The 18,615-nt window shown below is 61.5% G+C and carries 18 protein-coding genes; 7 read left to right on the top strand and 11 right to left on the bottom strand.

The genetic code is table 11. The annotated features are described in order from the left end of the window. Positions 1 to 25: 25 nt before the first annotated feature. Positions 26 to 997 (top strand): CobW family GTP-binding protein, encoded by a 972-nt coding sequence (locus ACK56M_RS28940; protein ID WP_054572032.1) that lies wholly within the window; start codon positions 26 to 28, stop codon positions 995 to 997. Here ACK56M_RS28940 and ACK56M_RS28935 read toward each other — a convergent pair whose 3' ends face one another. Beyond that, positions 998 to 1,390, bottom strand: coding sequence for a DUF3301 domain-containing protein (locus ACK56M_RS28935; protein WP_015272369.1), 393 nt, complete (start codon positions 1,388 to 1,390; stop codon positions 998 to 1,000). A gap of 120 nt (positions 1,391 to 1,510) precedes the next feature. Here ACK56M_RS28935 and pdxY point away from each other — a divergent pair, with 120 nt between their 5' ends. After that, complete coding sequence (gene pdxY, locus ACK56M_RS28930) at positions 1,511 to 2,383, top strand: pyridoxal kinase PdxY (RefSeq protein WP_013974845.1); 873 nt, start codon at positions 1,511 to 1,513, stop codon at positions 2,381 to 2,383. Here pdxY and ACK56M_RS28925 read toward each other — a convergent pair. Next, on the bottom strand, positions 2,380 to 2,865 hold the full coding sequence (locus ACK56M_RS28925) for an acyl-CoA thioesterase (protein WP_003260046.1): 486 nt from the start codon (positions 2,863 to 2,865) through the stop codon (positions 2,380 to 2,382). The genes pdxY and ACK56M_RS28925 overlap by 4 nt on opposite strands. 343 nt (positions 2,866 to 3,208) lie before the next feature. On the opposite strand from ACK56M_RS28925, the gene ACK56M_RS28920 reads away from it, so the two are divergent. After that, positions 3,209 to 4,969, top strand: a complete 1,761-nt coding sequence (locus ACK56M_RS28920) for a cation:proton antiporter (protein WP_015272368.1) — start codon at positions 3,209 to 3,211, stop codon at positions 4,967 to 4,969. Positions 4,970 to 5,181: 212 nt separating this feature from the next. Here ACK56M_RS28920 and ACK56M_RS28915 read toward each other — a convergent pair whose 3' ends face one another. The 5 genes from ACK56M_RS28915 to zwf all read right to left on the bottom strand — a co-directional run bounded on the left by ACK56M_RS28915 (position 5,182) and on the right by zwf (position 10,975). Continuing rightward, positions 5,182 to 5,589 (bottom strand): SMI1/KNR4 family protein, encoded by a 408-nt coding sequence (locus tag ACK56M_RS28915; RefSeq protein WP_013974843.1) that lies wholly within the window; start codon positions 5,587 to 5,589, stop codon positions 5,182 to 5,184. 114 nt (positions 5,590 to 5,703) lie between these two features. Then, positions 5,704 to 6,558, bottom strand: coding sequence for a Tim44 domain-containing protein (locus tag ACK56M_RS28910; protein ID WP_003260050.1), 855 nt, complete (start codon positions 6,556 to 6,558; stop codon positions 5,704 to 5,706). A gap of 255 nt (positions 6,559 to 6,813) precedes the next feature. Further along, positions 6,814 to 9,000 (bottom strand): DNA helicase II, encoded by a 2,187-nt coding sequence (gene uvrD, locus ACK56M_RS28905; RefSeq protein ID WP_015272367.1) that lies wholly within the window; start codon positions 8,998 to 9,000, stop codon positions 6,814 to 6,816. 130 nt (positions 9,001 to 9,130) lie between these two features. Then, positions 9,131 to 9,445 carry a hypothetical protein gene (locus ACK56M_RS28900; protein WP_015272366.1) on the bottom strand — a complete coding sequence of 105 codons (315 nt, stop codon included), beginning with the start codon at positions 9,443 to 9,445 and terminating at the stop codon, positions 9,131 to 9,133. Between the two features lie 87 nt (positions 9,446 to 9,532). Next, the gene (zwf, locus tag ACK56M_RS28895) at positions 9,533 to 10,975 is read right to left on the bottom strand and encodes a glucose-6-phosphate dehydrogenase (RefSeq protein ID WP_015272365.1); all 1,443 of its coding nucleotides are present in this window, start codon (positions 10,973 to 10,975) and stop codon (positions 9,533 to 9,535) included. 103 nt (positions 10,976 to 11,078) lie between these two features. Between zwf and hexR the strand changes: the two genes are divergently transcribed. Both hexR and ACK56M_RS28885 read left to right on the top strand, forming a co-directional pair. Further along, complete coding sequence (gene hexR, locus ACK56M_RS28890; protein WP_011536461.1) at positions 11,079 to 11,945, top strand: transcriptional regulator HexR; 867 nt, start codon at positions 11,079 to 11,081, stop codon at positions 11,943 to 11,945. Positions 11,946 to 12,094: 149 nt separating this feature from the next. After that, on the top strand, positions 12,095 to 12,313 hold the full coding sequence (locus ACK56M_RS28885; protein ID WP_080563834.1) for a PA3496 family putative envelope integrity protein: 219 nt from the start codon (positions 12,095 to 12,097) through the stop codon (positions 12,311 to 12,313). Here the strand turns inward: ACK56M_RS28885 and ACK56M_RS28880 are convergent. After that, positions 12,255 to 13,217 (bottom strand): LysR family transcriptional regulator, encoded by a 963-nt coding sequence (locus tag ACK56M_RS28880; protein ID WP_015272364.1) that lies wholly within the window; start codon positions 13,215 to 13,217, stop codon positions 12,255 to 12,257. The two genes, ACK56M_RS28885 and ACK56M_RS28880, sit on opposite strands and share 59 nt — an antisense overlap. A 189-nt stretch (positions 13,218 to 13,406) precedes the next feature. Here ACK56M_RS28880 and ACK56M_RS28875 point away from each other — a divergent pair, with 189 nt between their 5' ends. Then, on the top strand, positions 13,407 to 14,822 hold the full coding sequence (locus ACK56M_RS28875) for an acetyl-CoA carboxylase biotin carboxylase subunit (RefSeq protein ID WP_013974837.1): 1,416 nt from the start codon (positions 13,407 to 13,409) through the stop codon (positions 14,820 to 14,822). A gap of 11 nt (positions 14,823 to 14,833) precedes the next feature. Continuing rightward, on the top strand, positions 14,834 to 16,642 hold the full coding sequence (gene oadA, locus ACK56M_RS28870; RefSeq protein WP_013974836.1) for a sodium-extruding oxaloacetate decarboxylase subunit alpha: 1,809 nt from the start codon (positions 14,834 to 14,836) through the stop codon (positions 16,640 to 16,642). Positions 16,643 to 16,802: 160 nt separating this feature from the next. On the opposite strand, the gene ACK56M_RS28865 is transcribed toward oadA, so the two are convergent. From ACK56M_RS28865 to ACK56M_RS28855, 3 genes are read right to left on the bottom strand one after another with little or no spacing between them, the layout of a single operon-like run. Further along, positions 16,803 to 17,474 (bottom strand): GNAT family N-acetyltransferase, encoded by a 672-nt coding sequence (locus ACK56M_RS28865; protein ID WP_015272363.1) that lies wholly within the window; start codon positions 17,472 to 17,474, stop codon positions 16,803 to 16,805. Between the two features lie 8 nt (positions 17,475 to 17,482). Further along, positions 17,483 to 17,929 carry a GNAT family N-acetyltransferase gene (locus tag ACK56M_RS28860; RefSeq protein ID WP_061304772.1) on the bottom strand — a complete coding sequence of 149 codons (447 nt, stop codon included), beginning with the start codon at positions 17,927 to 17,929 and terminating at the stop codon, positions 17,483 to 17,485. 11 nt (positions 17,930 to 17,940) lie between these two features. After that, complete coding sequence (locus ACK56M_RS28855; protein ID WP_015272361.1) at positions 17,941 to 18,570, bottom strand: FMN-binding negative transcriptional regulator; 630 nt, start codon at positions 18,568 to 18,570, stop codon at positions 17,941 to 17,943. Positions 18,571 to 18,615: the final 45 nt, after the last annotated feature.

Here is an 18,615-nt window from a genome sequence, read left to right as displayed (position 1 = left end):
CATCGCCATCGCCCGAAGCCTCCCCATGCTGCAGAACATTCCCACCCACGTGATTGCCGGCCCGCTGGGGGCCGGCAAGACCACCCTGATCCGTAACCTGCTGGCCCAGCGCCCGGCCAATGAGCGCTGGGCGGTATTGATCAACGAATTCGGCCTGGTAGGCCTGGATGCGGCCTTGCTCAGCCGTGACGAAGACGGCATCGCCATCGGCGAGGTCGCAGGTGGCTGCCTGTGCTGCGTCAATGGCATGCCGTTCCAGGTGGGCCTGGGCCGACTGCTGCGCAAATCCCGCCCTGACCGGCTGTTCATAGAGCCGTCCGGACTGGGTCATCCCTTGCAGTTGCTTGCTCAGTTGCAAAAAGCCCATTGGACTGGAGTGCTGACAATACAGCCATTGCTGATGGTCGTCGACGCGCAGTCGATGGTCCGGAACGAACAGCTTCCGGAGGCTCAACAGCAGGCGTTCGATGCTGCTGAGAGCGTTGTCTTGAACAAATCAGAGGCTGTGGATGAAAACACTAAGTTGTTGATAAATAAGAAATTTAATGAAAAGAAAATATTCTGGACCGTCCAAGGTTGGCTGCCCTTGTCGGACCTTCCGGCTGTACCCCATGGCATTGTCGACAGCTCGCTTGTGGATAACAGTATTGTCGACAATCTTGTAAATCCACCGGCAGCGCTATGGGCAGACCCCGGGCAGCCGATCTGTCTTGCACAGCAGGGAGAGGGGGGTTGGAGCATCGGCTGGCGCTGGCACCCTGGCCAGCAGTTTTATCCACAGCGGCTGCAGGCGTTCTTGCGGGCTTGGCCGTGGCGGCGCGCGAAAGGGGTTATCCACAGCGTGGAGGGTTGGCAATCATTCAATGGCCTGAATGGGGACATGCCCGCCTGGCAGCCCAGCGACTGGCGCAGGGATACGCGTATCGAGCTGATTTTCGACCAGCCGCAATCGCAATCCGCGCTGCAGGCCGGGTTGAGCGAATGTCGTGTCAACTGATCAGTTGCGCCAGCGGTTGTGCTCCTGGCGCCACTGCTGCATCTCGATGACATTGTCGGTGCGCGGTGGGGTCTTGATCTCGAACGGGTAGGGCGCCAGTTCAATCTGCACGCTGTGGGCGCCGAACTGGGTCACGGTACCGGGGTGGCGCTGCTCGCCCGTGACGGTGAACTCGAAGGCGTAGACGCGCGCCAGGCGCTTGCGGCCGTTGGCGTCACGGACAAAGGCGATACGCTTGAGTGCGACCGCGTCGTCGAGCAGTTCGAGGTCGAGCTTGGCGCAATGCTGTTTGACCCGTTCCAGGGCTTTCTCGCGCAACCCGTGGTTGTGCCACAACCAGGCGCCTGCCGTAGCGACCAGCATCAGGACGAAGAGGTTTTCCAGGGTCAACATTTGCATATGCTCCAAACAGGTCGATCCAGCTTAACTGCGTCCCTGGCCTGTCGTACAGGTGGCAATCGAGTTCATACTGCGTCGCGCACAATCCCTGAAACAGCTTTGGAAACCTCCCGCATGAAACGTACCCCGCACCTGCTCGCCATCCAGTCCCACGTGGTGTTCGGCCACGCCGGCAACAGCGCCGCGGTGTTTCCCATGCAGCGTATCGGGGTCAATGTGTGGCCGCTCAATACCGTGCAGTTCTCCAATCACACACAGTATGGCCAGTGGGCAGGTGAAGTGCTTGCCCCTGCGCAAATTCCTGCGTTGGTGGAAGGCATTTCCAACATCGGCGAGCTGGGCCATTGCGACGCGGTGCTGTCCGGTTACCTGGGCAGTGCCGAACAAGGTCGGGCGATTCTGGCCGGCGTCGAGCGGATCAAGGCAGTCAACCCAAAGGCTTTGTACCTTTGCGACCCGGTCATGGGGCACCCTGAGAAGGGCTGTATCGTGCCAGCGGAAGTGAGCGAGTTCCTGCTCGATGAGGCGGCTACCAGGGCCGACATCCTGTGCCCCAACCAGCTGGAGCTGGACAGCTTCTGTGGCCGCCGAGCGCAGTCGCTGGAGGACTGCGTGAACATGGCGCGCAGCCTGTTGCAGCGCGGGCCGCAGGTGGTGCTGGTCAAGCACCTTGCTTACCCCGGGCGCGCCGAGGACCAGTTCGAGATGCTGCTGGTGACCGCCGAGCAAAGCTGGCACCTGCGCCGCCCGCTGCTGGCGTTCCCGCGGCAGCCGGTAGGGGTGGGTGACCTGACCTCAGGCCTGTTCCTGGCCCGCGTCCTACTCGGAGACAGCTGGGTGCAGGCGTTCGAATTCACCGCTGCGGCCGTACACGAAGTGCTGCTCGAAACCCAGGCCTGCTCCAGCTATGAACTGCAACTGGTGCGGGCCCAGGACCGCATTGCGCACCCAAGGGTACGCTTCGAGGCACAGCTGCTGGCGCTTTAAATCGCGTCGGTTTTCAGGTCCTGGTAGCGCTTTTCCAGCTCCTGGCGGATCTGTCGGCGCTGCTGGCCCTGCAGGAAACGGCGCTTTTCTTCACTGCTTTGCGGCTGGCGCGGCGGCACCTGCACCGGGCGACGGTTGTCGTCGACCGCGACCATGGTGAAGAAGCAGCTGTTGGAATGGCGCACCGAGCGCTCGCGGATGTTCTCGGTCACCACCTTGATGCCCACCTCCATCGAGGTGTTGCCGGTGTAGTTGACCGACGCCAGGAAGGTCACAAGTTCACCCACGTGCACCGGCTCACGGAAGATCACCTGGTCGACCGACAGGGTGACTACATAGCTGCCGGCATAGCGGCTGGCGCACGCATAGGCCACTTCGTCGAGGTACTTGAGCAGGGTGCCGCCATGTACGTTGCCAGAAAAGTTGGCCATGTCCGGGGTCATCAGGACGGTCATGCTCAGCTGGGCGTTTCCAGGTTCCATAGTGTGCTCACGGTGAGGTTGCGCTGAATCGGGCGAATGGGGGGCATTATCTGCAGACACTTCTGTTCCCCTCTTTTGAATTTGCCTTCCTGATACGGGACGTTGGCTGACGCTCCATCGTCACGCCGATCATGCCATCAGCGGCGCTTTTCCAGCCGATCTGTTTCTGCATATTGCACCGCCTTTTTGCGGCGGGGTGCGATGTTAACCTGACTGCACCCATGCAACATGGGCTTTTCCTGCATTCAAAACAGTAAGTACTTGCTGCTCGCTCAGGGTTGCCTTGGCAGAGGAGCGGTCTGCCCAGGCATCCAGCAACGGACGAGAAAAGGAGTATCACGCCATGCATGCCATCAGCTTCATCCAGGACCTGGCAGTCATCATGCTGGTTGCTGGCGTGGTCACCATTCTCTTTCACCGCCTCAAGCAGCCCGTGGTGTTGGGCTACATCGTCGCCGGCTTCATCATCGGCCCGCACACCCCACCGTTCGGCCTGATCCACGATGAAGACACCATCAAGACCCTCGCCGAGCTGGGGGTGATCTTCCTGATGTTCTGCCTGGGGCTCGAATTCAGCCTGCGCAAGCTGTTCAAGGTAGGCGCCACGGCGTTCATCGCGGCGTTCCTGGAAATTGTGCTGATGATCTGGATCGGCTTCGAGATCGGCCGCTGGTTCGGCTGGAACACCATGGATTCGCTGTTCCTCGGCGCCATCCTGGCGATTTCCTCGACCACCATCATCGTCAAGGCGCTCAACGACCTGAAGATGAAGAACGAGCGTTTCGCCCAGCTGATATTCGGCGTGCTGATCGTCGAGGACATCCTCGGTATCGGCATCATCGCCCTGCTATCGGGCATCGCCGTCAGCGGCACGGTCAGCTCGGGCGAGGTGTTCTCCACTGTCGGCAAGCTGTCGCTGTTCATGATCGTTGCGCTGGTCATCGGCATCCTGCTGGTGCCGCGCCTGCTGGCCTACGTGGCCAGGTTCGAAAGCAACGAGATGCTGCTGATAACCGTATTGGGCCTGTGCTTCGGCTTCTGCCTGCTGGTGGTGAAGCTCGAGTACAGCATGGTGCTTGGCGCCTTCCTGATTGGCGCGATCATGGCCGAGTCGCGCCAGTTGCTGAAGATCGAGAGCCTGATCGAACCGGTACGCGACCTGTTCAGCGCCATCTTCTTCGTCGCCATCGGGCTGATGATCGACCCCCAGGTGTTGATCGACTACGCCTGGCCGATCGTGGTCATTACCCTAGCGGTGGTGTTGGGCAAGATGTTGTCGTGTGGCATGGGCGCGTTCATTGCAGGCAATGACGGGCGCACATCGCTGCGGGTGGGCATGGGGCTTTCGCAGATTGGCGAGTTTTCTTTCATCATCGCCGCGCTGGGCATGACTCTGCAGGTGACCAGCGACTTCCTCTACCCGGTGGCTGTGGCGGTATCGGCAATCACCACGCTGCTGACACCCTACCTGATCCGTGCCGCCGACCCGCTGTCGCTCAAGCTGGGCAAGGTGGTGCCCAGCCGCCTGGCGCGGGTGTTGTCGTTGTATGGCGAATGGTTGCGCAGCATCCAGCCGCAGGGCGAGGGCGCCATGCTCGCGGCGATGATCCGGCGCATCCTGTTGCAGGTTGGGGTGAACCTGGCGCTGGTGATCGCCATCTTCTTCAGTGGTGGCTATTTCGCCGGGCGGATCGGCAACTGGCTCAGCGAGTGGGTCAGCGATACCAGCCAACAGAAAGCGCTGATCTGGGGGGTAGCGTTATTGCTGTCGTTACCATTCCTGATTGCGGCCTATCGCAAGCTCAAGGCGCTGTCGATGCTACTGGCAGAGATGGGCGTCAAACCGGAAACGGCCGGACGGCATACTCAGCGCGTGCGACGAGTTATTGCCGAGGTGATTCCGTTGTTGTCGCTGCTGGTGATTTTCCTGCTGCTGTCGGCGCTGTCGGCGAGCATTCTACCGACCAGCGAGCTGCTGCTGGTGATCGCCGTGGTGGCTGCAGTGGTGGTGGCCTTGCTGTGGCGCTGGTTTATCCGCGTGCATACGCGCATGCAGATTGCCTTGCTGGAGACGCTGGAGAACAGCCGCGAGAATACGCACTGAAGAGGGCAATGCTCCCTGCGCAAGATTTCACCGTCGTCCGAGGGGATGGAGCGGTAGCGATGTCGCCAGGCGCAGAAAGCCTGGCGATTTTAACTGTATAGATGGCACTAGGCCATAATTCTCTGTCTCAGATCGGAGAACTCAATTCGTAAGCGCGACGCTCCCACAGGACCCTGCTAAATCCAATCAGGGCCTGGGCAATGGAATAGAGATCAGCTCTCCAGCCAGACATCCCGCGCCCAGTGCCACACCGATTCCCAGCTGTCTTCACCGACGATTTCCTCTTCGGCATCCCACAGCACCACGGTGCCATCCTCTTCGACGCAGTAGTAGTTGTCGCCGTCCTGGCACAGTGGAATCAGGTCACGTGGCACGCCGGCATCCCAGGCGTTGGCGGCGACGTCGGGCAGGTAGGTATGTGACTGTGGGTCGGTAACGGTCACCGGCTCCAGTGAGCCATACACCACGTCACTGACGGTCAGCAGGAACTCCTTGAACACGAAAGGAATGTTAATGAACAGCTCTTCTTCGATTTCGACCAGCAGGTCCTCGTCGGGAAGCTCAAGGGGCACCGGCACTGGCTCGTTGGCTTCACGGAGTTGTTCGATCACTTCTTCCACGGTTCACTTCCTCTGACCTAGATGACAACGCTGCGCGTTATACCCTAGTAGGCCACTCTGGCAAAAGCAAAAAACCCGGGACAGGCCCGGGGTTTTTTGTGCAGCACGCAGCGGTTAGCCGTTTTGACGGATACCGGCCACCAGCCAAGGCTGGTTTTCGCCCTGGGCGCGAACCATGTGCCAGCTTTCGCTGAACACTTCGCCCTGGTCGAAGCGCGAGTTCTTCGACACGCCACGGAAGGTCAGGGTGGCGTCGGTACGGTCGGCGCGGTCGTCAACACCGTCCAGCTGTACCTCGAGGTTGTCGATGTAGGTGGACTGGAAGCCATCACCCAGTTCGGCGCGCTCGCGCTTGAGGAACTCGAGCATCTGCGGGGTGACGAACTCGGCGATCTTGTCCATCTCGTTGGCGTCCCAGTGCTGCTGCAGCGCCTGGAAGTGGTTACGGGCAGCAGCCAGGAAGTTCTGCTCGTTGAACCAGGCCGGGGCGTTGATCACCGGGGCGGCTGCGGCAGCAGGTGCGGCCGAACCACCGAAGATCGACGGCTGGGCCGGCTGCGCGTGAGTTTCACGCTGCATCGGCGCATGGCCCGGCATGGCCATTTGCGGCTGCTGCTGGCGACGGCGCGCGGCGATGAAGCGGAACACCAGGAAGGCGATGAGCGCCACGATCAGGAAGTCCATGATCTGGAAGCCTTCGAAACCGTCGCCCATGAACATGGAAGCCAGCAGGCCACCGGCGGCGAGGCCGGCCAGAGGGCCTAACCAGCGCGAAGCACCGCTGGCGGCCGGAGCGGCACGGCCAGGTGCGGTCGGCGCGGCGGCAGGCGTGGTTGGCGTGGCCTGGCGGGTCTGGTGAATAGGCGCGGAGCCCGAGCTCTTGCCGCCGCCAAAACGCTTGGCGTTGGCGTCCAGGCTCAGCGTCAGGCCGACGCAGAGCGCCAGAGCGATGCTAAGAAAACGTTGCATAAGTGGGATATCCCCTGTTGTGGATTGCACGCGCTTCATGGTGCACAGGTTCCCGGGCACATGACCAGCGACATAATGTTTCGAGCTTTTGCCTGAATGTTACAAGGTGCTTATGACGGACCTGTAGGGGCGGCCTTGTGTCGCGAAAGGGCTGCGAAGCAGCCCTAAGATATCAGCGTCGACGCCATGATTGTGGGGCCGCTTTGCGGCCCTATCGCGACACAAGGCCGCTCCTACAAGGGACCGCGCAGGCTTTCAGATGGCCTCGAGCTTGGCATACCCCAGCATCAGCCACTTGCTCCCTTCGGCAAAATTCACCTGCACACGCGCCTGGGCGCCGGAGCCCTCGAAGTTGAGGATCACACCCTCGCCAAACACCGCGTGCTGCACACGTTGGCCAAGGTTGAACGCGGTCTGCGGAATGCTGGCATTGGCGAACAGGTTGCTGTTCGTGGCCGTCTTGGCCCCGCCGAACGGTCGGCTGACGCTGTTGGACAGGCGCACTTCCTGAACCAAGCCTGCCGGAATTTCGCGTACGAAACGTGACACCTTGTTGTAAGTCTCGCTGCCATACAGGCGACGCGTTTCGGCGTAGGTCATGACCAGCTGGCGCATGGCGCGGGTGATACCCACATAAGCCAGGCGGCGTTCCTCTTCCAGGCGGCCAGGCTCTTCCAGGCTCATCTTATGCGGGAACAGGCCTTCTTCCATGCCCACCAGGAACACATACGGAAACTCCAGGCCCTTGGCACTGTGCAAGGTCATCAGCTGGACGCTGTCTTCATGCTCGTCGGCCTGTGTATCGCCTGCTTCGAGCGAGGCGTGGCCAAGGAATGCCGAGAGAGGCGAGAGGTCGGCGTCTTCGTCGGTAGACTCGAAGTTGCGCGCTGCGCTGACCAGTTCCTCAAGGTTTTCTACCCGTGCCTGGCCCTTCTCACCCTTTTCTTCCTGATGGTAGATGATCAGCCCGGACTGCTCGATGGTGGTTTGGGTCATGGTATGCAGCGGCATGTCCACGACCTTGGCAGCTAACCCTTCGATCAGCTCGATAAATGCACCCAGGGCACTGGCAGCGCGGCCTTTCAGGGCTTTGGCGGCAAGCAGCTGGCACATTGCTTCCCACATCGACAGCTGGCTGTGGCGGGCGTGCTCGCGTATGGCTTCGACAGTTTTTTCGCCAATGCCACGTGGCGGCACGTTGATCACCCGTTCCAGGGCAGCATCGTTACCGCGGCCTTCTATCAGCCGCAGGTAAGCCATGGCGTTCTTGATTTCGGCGCGCTCGAAGAAGCGCTGGCCACCGTAGATGCGGTAGGGGATGCGTTCGCGCAGCAGGGCTTCTTCCAGCACCCGCGACTGGGCGTTGGAACGGTACAGTATGGCGATCTCGTTGCGCGCATTGCCCTTCTTGACCAGGCTCTCGATGGTTTCCACCACGTAGCGCGCTTCGTCGTGCTCGTTGTAGGCCGCATACAGGGTCAGCGGTTCGCCTTCACCCATGTCGGTCCACAGCTCTTTGCCCAGGCGCCCGCTGTTGTTGGCGATCAGTGCGTTCGCCGCCTTGAGGATGCCACCGGTGGAGCGGTAGTTCTGCTCCAGGCGGATCATCTCGGCGTCGGGGAAGTCGGCAGTGTACTGGTGAATGTTCTCGATCTTGGCACCGCGCCAGCCGTAGATCGACTGGTCGTCATCGCCCACCGCCATCAGGCTGTCACCGCCGCGCGCCAGCAGGCGCAGCCAGGCGTACTGCACGGCGTTGGTATCCTGGAACTCGTCCACCAGCACGTGGCGGAAGCGCCGCTGGTAGTGCTCCAGCAGGCCCGGGTGGTCGCGCCACAAGTCCAGGGCGCGCAGCAGCAGTTCGGAGAAGTCGATGACCCCGGCGCGCTCGCAGGCCTGCTCATAGGCGGTATAGACGTCGCGCATGGTCGACAGGAACAGGTCGCCCCCGGCCTGGATATGCTGTGGACGCAGGCCTTCGTCCTTTTGCCCGTTGATGAACCACTGGGCCTGGCGTGCCGGCCATTTCTGCTCGTCCAGGCCCAACTCGCGCATCACCCGCTTGATCAGGCGCTGCTGGTCGTCGCTGTCGAGGATCTGGAAGTTCTGCACCAGCCTCGCTTCCTGCCAATGGGCCCGCAGTAGGCGATGGGCCAGGCCGTGGAAGGTGCCGACCCACATGCCCGCCGGGTTGATACCCAGCAGTTGCTCGATACGCTGGCGCATTTCTGCCGCGGCCTTGTTGGTGAAGGTCACCGACAGGATCGAGTGCGGCGATGCCTGCTCCACCTGGATCAGCCAGGCAATGCGGTGCACCAGCACGCGGGTTTTACCGGAACCGGCGCCAGCAAGCACCAGTTGACGCCCGAGCGTGGCCGCTACGGCCTGGCGTTGGGCATCGTTGAGGGAGTTCAGCAGGAGGGAGAGGTCGTCTGTGCGCATCGGGCCATTCTAGGGCGCGGCAGGAAATGGGGCAAACCTCTACTGTATAAATATTCACCTGCCACATGTCCGTTCATCGAGCCGATGGAAGGTGCCAGGCCACCGCTCGGGCGACCTGGCCGGCAGCGGCTCAGTCAATCGCCTCGATGGTACGAATTTCGCAGCGCTGCGAACCGTCTGCATGAATGATCTCCACGGTTTTCCAGCCAGTGCCGCCTGCACGCTCGAAAGCCACGGTTTTTTCCGTCAGCACCTGCGGAGTGATTGCGCCGCTATCCAGAAGTTGAAGCTCAAGCACTTCCCAGCCACCCCTGTGGCGCAGCTTGGGTTCGACCAGCACCGGTTCTACGGCCGGGGAGGCGACCGTAACGGTGCCGTGAACCCTGAAAACCTGCTTGCCGTGGGCGATGTCGTTGATTGCAACGAGGTTGGTGATAGTAGCCATTGCCTGCTCCTGTCTCGGGTTGAAAGTAGCGCCAGTGCGCTGGGCTACTTTCTGCCCTTTGGCCTGCCAGGGGAGCAGGGCAGTGCTTCAGCTATGCCAGTGCCTGCCGTGCCTGGCGAGCAGGCTGTTGGCTTGCTCTGGCCCATTACAGCCTGCCGGGTACGGTCGCGGCGCCTGGAAGTGCTCTTCACAGCCCTTGATGATCGGGTCGATCCAGGCCCAGGCCGCTTCCACTTCATCGCGGCGCATGAACAGCGTCGAGTCGCCCTCCAGCACATCCAGCAGCAGGCGCTCGTAGGCGTCCCAGCGGCGGGTCTGGCTGAACACCTGGGCCAGGTTCAGGTCCAGGTCCACAGGTTCCAGGCGCATGCCCTTGCCTGGGCTCTTGGTCATCATGCGCAGGCTGATGCGTTCGTCCGGTTGCAGCTGAATCAGCAGCTGGTTGACCTGGCCACCATTGAAAAGCTCGTGGGGCACCGGCTTGAACTGGATGACGATCTGCGATGAGCGCCGTGCCATGCGCTTGCCGGTACGCAGGTAGAAGGGCACGCCCGCCCAGCGCCAATTGTCGATGTGCGCCTCGATGGCGATGAAGGTTTCGGTGTCGCTGTCGTTGTCGACGTCCTTTTCGAAGTAATAAGCCGGCACTTCCTGGCCGCCGATGCGCCCGGCGCCATACTGGCCGCGTACGGTCTTGTCCTGCACGTCCTGGCCAGTGATGGGCTTGAGGGCCCGCAGGATCTTCACTTTCTCGTCACGCACCGCTTCGGCCTCGAACTGCGCGGGGGGCTCCATGGCCACCAGGCATAGCAGCTGAAGCAGGTGGTTCTGCAACATGTCGCGGGTCGCCCCGGCGCGGTCGTAGTAGGCACCACGGTTCTCTACACCCAGGGTCTCGCAAACGCTGATCTGCACGTGATCAACCTGGTTGTTGCGCCACACCGGCTCCAGCAGGGCGTTGGCAAAACGCAGGGCCATGAGGTTCTGCACGGTTTCCTTGCCCAGGTAGTGGTCGATGCGAAATACCTGGTTTTCCTCCAGCACTGCGCCAATCGCTTCGTTGATGGCGGTAGCCGATTCCAGCGAGTGGCCGATCGGCTTTTCCAGCACGATGCGCGCCTCAGTGTCTGCCAGGCCGGCGTTATGCAGGTGCTTGGCAATCGGCACGAACAGATTGGGGGCGGTGGCCAGGTAGAAGATGCGCGTCAAGCCGCCGGGTTCGCCCAGGTAGCGCGCCAGGCGACCGAAGTCGGCGCTTTGCGAAGCATCCATGGCGAAATAGTCGACCCGCGCGGAAAACCGCTGCCAGACCTCTTCGTCGAAGTCGCTGCGGGCAATCTGTGCCCGGCAATGGCGTTCGGCGAGCTTGAGATAATCGTTACGTGGCAAGTTGCGTCGTGCCAGCGCGATGATCCGCACGGCGTTGTTCAGACGGGCCTCGCGAAACAGGTGGTAGAGCGCCGGAAGCAGTTTGTGCAGGGCCAGATCGCCGGTGCCGCCGAAGACCAGAATGTCGCAAGGAATAGTCAAACCACCACTCTCCACGTTCGTTTAACTGGGCGGGTTGGCGTCCATGTAGTATAACTACAAGAAAGCTACAACCCGGCCAGCCGATCATAACCGAGTCCAGCCTGTGAATCTGTTGCAACATATCGCCCAATCGCGCCACCTGCTGCGCAAATCGGAACTCAAGGTAGCCGACCACGTGCTACTCGACCCGGCTGCCGTCATGCACAGCTCCATGGCCGATCTGGCGCACAGCGTGGGTATCAGCGAACCGACCATCGTGCGTTTCTGCCGCGCGATCGGTTGCTCGGGCTTCCAGGACCTGAAGCTGAAGCTGGCGCAGAGCCTGGCTGCGGGGGCGAGTTTCGGCCAGTTCGCCATCCATGAAGACGACTCGGTCGCCGACTACAGCCTGAAGATCTTCGACACCACGCTGCACACCCTGATGGAAGTGCGCGAGCACCTCGACCCACAGGCGCTGCAGCAGGCGGTGACTGCCATGGCCCAGGCGCAGCGTGTGGAGTTCTATGGCTTTGGCGCCTCCGGTGCGGTGGCGGCCGATGCTCAGCACAAATTCTTCCGTCTGTTGCTCAGCGCGGCAGCCTATTCCGACCCGCACATGCAGGCGATGTCGGCGGTGACCCTGAAACCAGGTGATGTGGCGGTATGCATTTCCCAGTCGGGCCGTTCCAAGGACCTGCTGATTACCGCCAACCTGGTCCGTGAGAGCGGCGCCAACCTGATTACCCTGTGCCCAAGCCAGACACCGCTGGCGGAGCTTTCGACTGTCAACCTGGCGATCGATGTGCATGAAGACACCGAAATCTACACCCCGCTGACCTCGCGTATCGCCCACCTGGTGGTGATCGACGTGCTGGCCATGGGCGTAGCCATGGCGCGCGGGCCGAGCCTGGTCAACCACCTGAAGAGCGTGAAGCGCAGCTTGCGCAGCCTGCGCTTGTCGCCCAAGTCGATCAAGGCTACCGACGACTGAATTCTCCCTGCGCCGGCCTCTTCGCGGGCTTGCTCGCGAATGGGCCGGTACAGGGAGTGAAAATTCACGATTCTGTCACCATTCCACAGCCAAACCGTAAACCACTCAAGCCAGTCTGAAACTCCCGCATCCTATCTGGGAGACAGGCAATGGCTCGTGACTTCGACGGTACGTACCAACCCAGCGCCAAGGCTCGCAAGCAGCAGGAAAAGGATCAGCGCCGCATGGAATACCGCCGCGCGATCGAAAGCTATTGCGACCAACGTCAATTGCTCCGCGAACTAGTGGACTACCCCGAACTGCAAGAGCTCACGGTCTGGCAGGCGTCGGCAGCAGCTTCCCCGAAAAACGCTCAACCAGCGCGCTGATCAGCGCACGTTCGCTGCGGATGAACGCCAGGAAAGCCAAGGCCACCGGCGACTGCCGTTTGGCCTTGGACTGCACCACGCACCAGCTGCGGTACAGCGGCAGTTCTTCCACCGGCAGCTCCCTCAATACACCGGTAGCCAGCTCCAGGTTGACCGCATGGCGGGTAAGCATGGCAATGCCCAGCCCGGCAATTACGCACTCGCGCTGGGCGTCGGCCGAGGCCACCTCCAGGGTCTGGGTGAAATGCACGCGCTTGTCCTTGAAGTATTCCTCGCAAGCCTTGCGCGTGCCCGAACCCTGTTCGCGGACCAGCAGGGTATGAGGCTCCAGGTCCTGCAGGCGCAGTTGCTCCAGCTTGCACAGCGGGTGCTCGGGCGGCGCCACCGCGATGATCGGGTTGTTGAGGAACGGCAGAAACTCCAGGCCCATGTCCTGCGGCACCATGGACATGATGATCAGGTCGTCGCGGTTGTCCGACAGGCGGCGGATGGCCTGGGCGCGATTGACCACCGTCAGGGTCAGGTTGACCTCCGGGTGACGCTGCTTGAAAGCCGCGAACAGGTGTGGCACGAAGTACTTGGCACTGGACTCGATCGCCAGTTTCAACTGCCCCTGCAATGAGCCCTGCATGTCCGAAAGCTGCATGTCCAGGCTCTCCAGGCGCCCGAAGATATCGCGGCTGGCGCGTTGCAGGGCCTCGGCAGCTTCGGTCAGGTAAAGCTTCTTACCCACGTACTCGAACAGCGGCTGACCGATCAGCTCTTCGAGCTGACGGATCTGTAGACTAACGGCGGGTTGCGTAAGCGCCATCTCTTCTGCCGCACGGCTGTATGAACGCAAATCGCACACCTCGTTGAAGATCTGCAGTTGACGCAAAGTCATACGCATCAAGGACTTACGCATTTTTATCCGCCCTTCGGCAACACCTTGTTACCGCACTATAAGCTTTTGCTAATACAGCCCCTAACAAATATTGATTTTTGTTTATCAACCTACAGCGCTAGGGTGAATGTGCGACTGGCCAGCAACGTCTGGTCACGCGCCGACCGGGAGAACCGGCTCGACTGTTCCTACGGCTTTGGGAAGACTCCAGTGATAAAAAAAATCCTGATCGCCAACCGAGGTGAAATTGCAGTTCGGATCGTGCGTGCGTGCGCCGAAATGGGCATTCGCTCGGTGGCGATCTATTCCGACGCCGACCGCCATGCGTTGCACGTCAAGCGTGCCGATGAAGCCCACAGCATTGGTGCCGAGCCGCTGGCCGGTTACCTGAACCCGCGCAAGCTGGTGAACCTGGCTGTGGAAACCGGCTGTGATGCCCTGCACCCAGGTTATGGTTTCCTGTCGGAAAATGCTGAACTGGCAGAGATCTGCGCCGAGCGCGGGATCAAGTTCATCGGCCCGGCCGCCGAGGTCATCCGCCGCATGGGCGACAAGACCGAAGCGCGTCGCACCATGATCGCCGCTGGTGTGCCGGTAACCCCGGGTACAGAAGGCAACGTTGCCGATATTCACGAAGCCCTGAGCGAAGGTGACCGCATCGGTTACCCGGTCATGCTCAAGGCCACCTCTGGTGGTGGCGGCCGTGGTATTCGCCGTTGCAACAGCCGTGAAGAACTGGAACAGAATTTCCCCCGCGTCATCTCCGAGGCTACCAAGGCCTTTGGTTCTGCGGAAGTGTTCCTGGAAAAGTGCATCGTCAACCCCAAGCACATCGAGGCGCAGATCCTCGGTGACAGCTTTGGCAACGTCGTGCACCTGTTCGAGCGCGACTGCTCGATCCAGCGCCGCAACCAGAAACTCATCGAAATTGCTCCGAGCCCCCAGCTCACCCCCGAACAGCGCGCCTACATCGGCGACCTGGCGGTGCGTGCGGCCAAGGCGGTGAACTACGAGAACGCCGGTACCGTGGAGTTCCTGCTCGCCGATGGCGAGGTGTACTTCATGGAAATGAACACCCGGGTGCAGGTGGAACACACCATCACCGAGGAAATCACCGGTATCGACATCGTCCGTGAGCAGATCCGCATTGCCTCGGGCCTGCCGCTGTCGGTCAAGCAGGAAGACATCCAGCACCGCGGTTACGCGCTGCAGTTCCGCATCAACGCCGAAGATCCGAAGAACAACTTCCTGCCCAGCTTCGGCAAGATCACCCGTTACTACGCACCCGGCGGCCCAGGCGTGCGTACCGACACAGCGATCTACACCGGCTACACCATCCCGCCGTTCTACGACTCCATGTGCCTGAAACTGGTGGTGTGGGCGTTGACCTGGGAAGAAGCCATGGACCGCGGCCTGCGGGCCCTGGACGACATGCGCGTGCAAGGGGTGAAGACCACCGCCGCGTACTACCAGGAAATCCTGCGCAATCCGGAATTCCGTAGCGGCCAGTTCAACACCAGCTTCGTCGAAAGCCACCCGGAACTGACCAATTACTCGATCAAGCGCAAACCCGAAGAGCTGGCCCTGGCCATCGCCGCCGCCATCGCCGCCCACGCAGGCCTGTGAGGAACCCCATAATGTCCAAGAAAATTCACGTAACCGACACGATCCTGCGCGACGCCCACCAGTCCCTGCTGGCCACCCGCATGCGTACCGAAGACATGCTGCCGATCTGCGACAAGCTCGACAAGGTCGGCTACTGGTCGCTGGAAGTCTGGGGTGGCGCCACCTTCGACGCCTGCGTGCGCTTCCTCAAGGAAGACCCGTGGGAGCGCCTGCGCAAGCTGCGCGCAGCGCTGCCCAACACCCGCCTGCAAATGCTGCTGCGCGGCCAGAACCTGCTGGGCTACCGCCACTACAGCGACGACGTGGTCAAGGCGTTCGTCGCCAAGGCCGCAGTCAACGGTATCGACGTATTCCGTATCTTCGATGCCATGAACGACGTGCGTAACCTGCGCGTGGCCATTGAAGCGGTCAAGGCTGCCGGCAAGCACGCTCAGGGCACCATCGCCTACACCACCAGCCCGGTGCACACCATCGAAGCCTTCGTGAACCAGGCCAAGCAGATGGAAGCCATGGGTTGCGACTCGATCGCGATCAAGGACATGGCCGGCCTGCTGACCCCGTTCGCCACCGGCGAACTGGTCAAGGCGCTGAAAGCCGAGCAGTCGCTGCCGGTGTTCATCCACTCCCACGACACTGCCGGCCTGGCCGCAATGTGTCAGCTGAAGGCTGTGGAAAACGGCGCCGATCACATCGACACCGCCATCTCCAGCTTCGCTTGGGGCACCAGCCACCCGGGTACCGAGTCGATGGTTGCCGCGCTCAAGGGCAGCGAATTCGATACTGGTCTGGACCTGGAACTGCTGCAGGAAATCGGCCTGTACTTCTATGCCGTGCGCAAGAAGTACCACCAGTTCGAAAGCGAGTTCACCGCCGTGGACACCCGCGTGCAGGTCAACCAGGTACCGGGCGGCATGATTTCCAACCTGGCCAACCAGCTCAAGGAACAGGGCGCCCTCAACCGCATGAACGAAGTGCTGGCTGAGATCCCGCGCGTGCGTGAAGACCTCGGCTTCCCACCGCTGGTGACCCCGACCTCGCAGATCGTCGGTACCCAGGCATTCTTCAACGTGTTGGCCGGCGAGCGCTACAAGACCATCACCAACGAGGTGAAGCTGTACCTGCAAGGCGGTTACGGCAAGGCTCCGGGCGTGGTCAATGAGCAGCTGCGCCGTCAGGCGATCGGCAGTGAAGAAGTGATCGACGTGCGCCCAGCCGACCTGTTGAAGCCGGAAATGGCCAAGCTGCGTGCCGATATCGGCGCCCTGGCCCGATGCGAAGAAGACGTGCTGACTTTCGCCATGTTCCCTGACATTGGCCGCAAGTTCCTCGAAGAGCGTGAAGCCGGCACCCTGACTCCCGAAGTTCTGCTGCCAATTCCTGAAGCGGGCGCAGTGGCGTCCCACAGCGGTGAAGGCGTACCGACTGAGTTCGTCATCGATGTGCACGGCGAAACCTACCGTGTCGACATCACCGGTGTGGGCGTGAAGGCCGAAGGCAAGCGCCACTTCTACCTGTCGATCGACGGCATGCCGGAAGAAGTGGTGTTCGAGCCACTCAACGAATTCGTCGGCGGCGGCAGCAGCAAGCGCAAGCAGGCCAGTGCCCCGGGCCACGTCAGCACCACCATGCCAGGCAACATCGTCGATGTGCTGGTCAAGGAAGGCGACATGGTCAAGACCGGCCAGGCCGTGCTGATCACCGAAGCCATGAAGATGGAGACCGAAGTGCAGGCGGGTATCGCTGGCAAGGTCGTGGCCATCCACGTGGCCAAGGGCGACCGTGTGACTCCGGGCGAGATCCTGATCGAGATCGAGGGCTGAGATAAGCCCTCATCTATAAGCGGTTAACCTCTGGGGAGCGAATGCTCCCCTTTTTTTGCGTTGAATCTGACGGCCTCTTCGCAGCACAAGGCTGCTCCTACAGGCCCCCGCAAGCCTGAGGTCAGTACCCGCGAAGAGGCCGGCTGATCCAACACAACTCTCAACTTTTACGGCATGCCTCAAGTGTTTCTACCTGACCTCCAGGTTGTTGGTTGGTATCGCTCAACCACCGCTCGAACCCGGCGGCCACCGCTGGCCACTCATCATCGGTAATCGAATACCACGCCGTATCCCGATTGTGGTCCTTCACCACAAGGTGCTTGCGGAACACTCCTTCATAGACAAAGCCAAACCGCTCCGCAGCACGCTTGGAGCGGGCGTTGGCGTTGTTGCACTTCCACTCCAGCCGGCGGTTGCCCAGCTCGAAGCCCAGCTTGCCCAGCAGGTACACCGCCTCGGTGCCCTTGGGTGTACGCTGCATGGCGGCGCCGAAGGCGATGTGGCCAATTTCGATGCGACCGTGGTCGGGCACGATCGACATCAGGCTGAGGATGCCCTGGGCCTGGCCGCTGGTGCGGTCGATGACGGTGTAGAACAGCGGGTCGCGGCCGGCGGCGTTGCCTTCCAGCCAACGGTCGAAGGCGGCACGCTCGGCAAATGGGCCATAGGGCAAGTAGTCCCACAGTACCGGATCGGCAGCCGGGCCTTGCAACACCTCCCAGAGGTCGTCGCCATGTCGCGCCGGGTCAAGCTTTTCGAGGCGGATGAAACGGCCGTCGATAGGGTCGGCCTGTGGGACTGCGGCGGGTTTCCAGTTCAATGCGTCGGTCATGTTCGGCCTTAGAACTCTTTGCGGAATTGGATGAAGCCCGAGCGCTCGGCAACCTGTTGGTACAGGCTGATGGCGGTGGCGTTGGTCTCATGGGTCACCCAGTACACCTTGATGCAGTTGTCGGTCTTGGCTTGGGCGTAGACGTGCTCGATCAGCTGGCGGCCGATGCCCAGGCAGCGCTGCCCGCTTTCCACGTACAGGTCCTGCAGGTAGCAGGCGTTGCCAATGCTCCAGTTGGAACGATGGTAGATGAAGTTGACCATGCCCACCGCCTTGCCATCGACCCAGGCCAAGGCTGAATGGGTCGGTTCGTTTGGGTCGAGCAGGCGTTGCCAGGTGCTGAGGCTGACCTCATCGGCCAATTCGGATTCATAGAAGTGCAAGTAGGCCTGCCACAGGGCGAGCCAGGCAGCATGGTCTTGGGTGGTGACAGGACGCAGGGTAACGCTGGACATGGGCTATTCCTTCAGAGTTGGCGCATATGCGCCGCGAGTTGGTTATCCAGGTAATCGGGGCTGGCGCTAAGGCCTTCACGCACGCCGGCAATGTCTTGCTCAGAGCGGTTTTGGCTTAGCTTGCGCGCGCCTTGCAGGCGGGTGATGGGCAAGCGAACACCGACGATGGCGCGGAGCATGCCATCGAGGTAATCACGCGGGGCGTCGGTTACTTTCCACGGTTCGTCGCGGCCTTGTTCGTGGCGCTCGGTCAGTCGGCTGACAATGGCCAGCAAGGTTTCGGCTTCGTGGATCACTTCGGCTGGGCCATAGGCGTGCACCGCCAGGTAGTTCCAGGTTGGCACCACCTTGGGGTTGTCGGTCTTGCTCGGGTAGTAACCGGGGCTGACATAGGCATCGGCGCCGGGGAACACCAGCAGGGCTTCGCCACCTTGCCTCAGGTCGTGCCATTGGGGGTTGGCCCGCGCCAGGTGGGCATAGACGGTGCCGAATTCGCCTTCGGCAATATCGACCAGCACTGGCAGGTGCGTGGCCAGCAGGCCTTGTTCGCCCTGGCTGACCAGGATGGCCAGGCGGGTGTCGAGCATGTGCTGGTGCAGGCGCCCGAGGTCGTGTTCCTGATGGGGTTTGCTGTTGTACATGCTCGGTTTCCTTGTGCGATGGCTCCATCCTAGGCAGGCTATTGG

Source organism: Pseudomonas sp. s4, from assembly GCF_046764235.1.
In the GTDB taxonomy this organism is placed as follows: Bacteria; Pseudomonadota; Gammaproteobacteria; order Pseudomonadales; family Pseudomonadaceae; genus Aquipseudomonas; species Aquipseudomonas asiatica.
The sequence above is the reverse complement of the archived record's forward strand: the minus strand, read 5'-3'. Positions and strand labels throughout refer to the sequence as shown.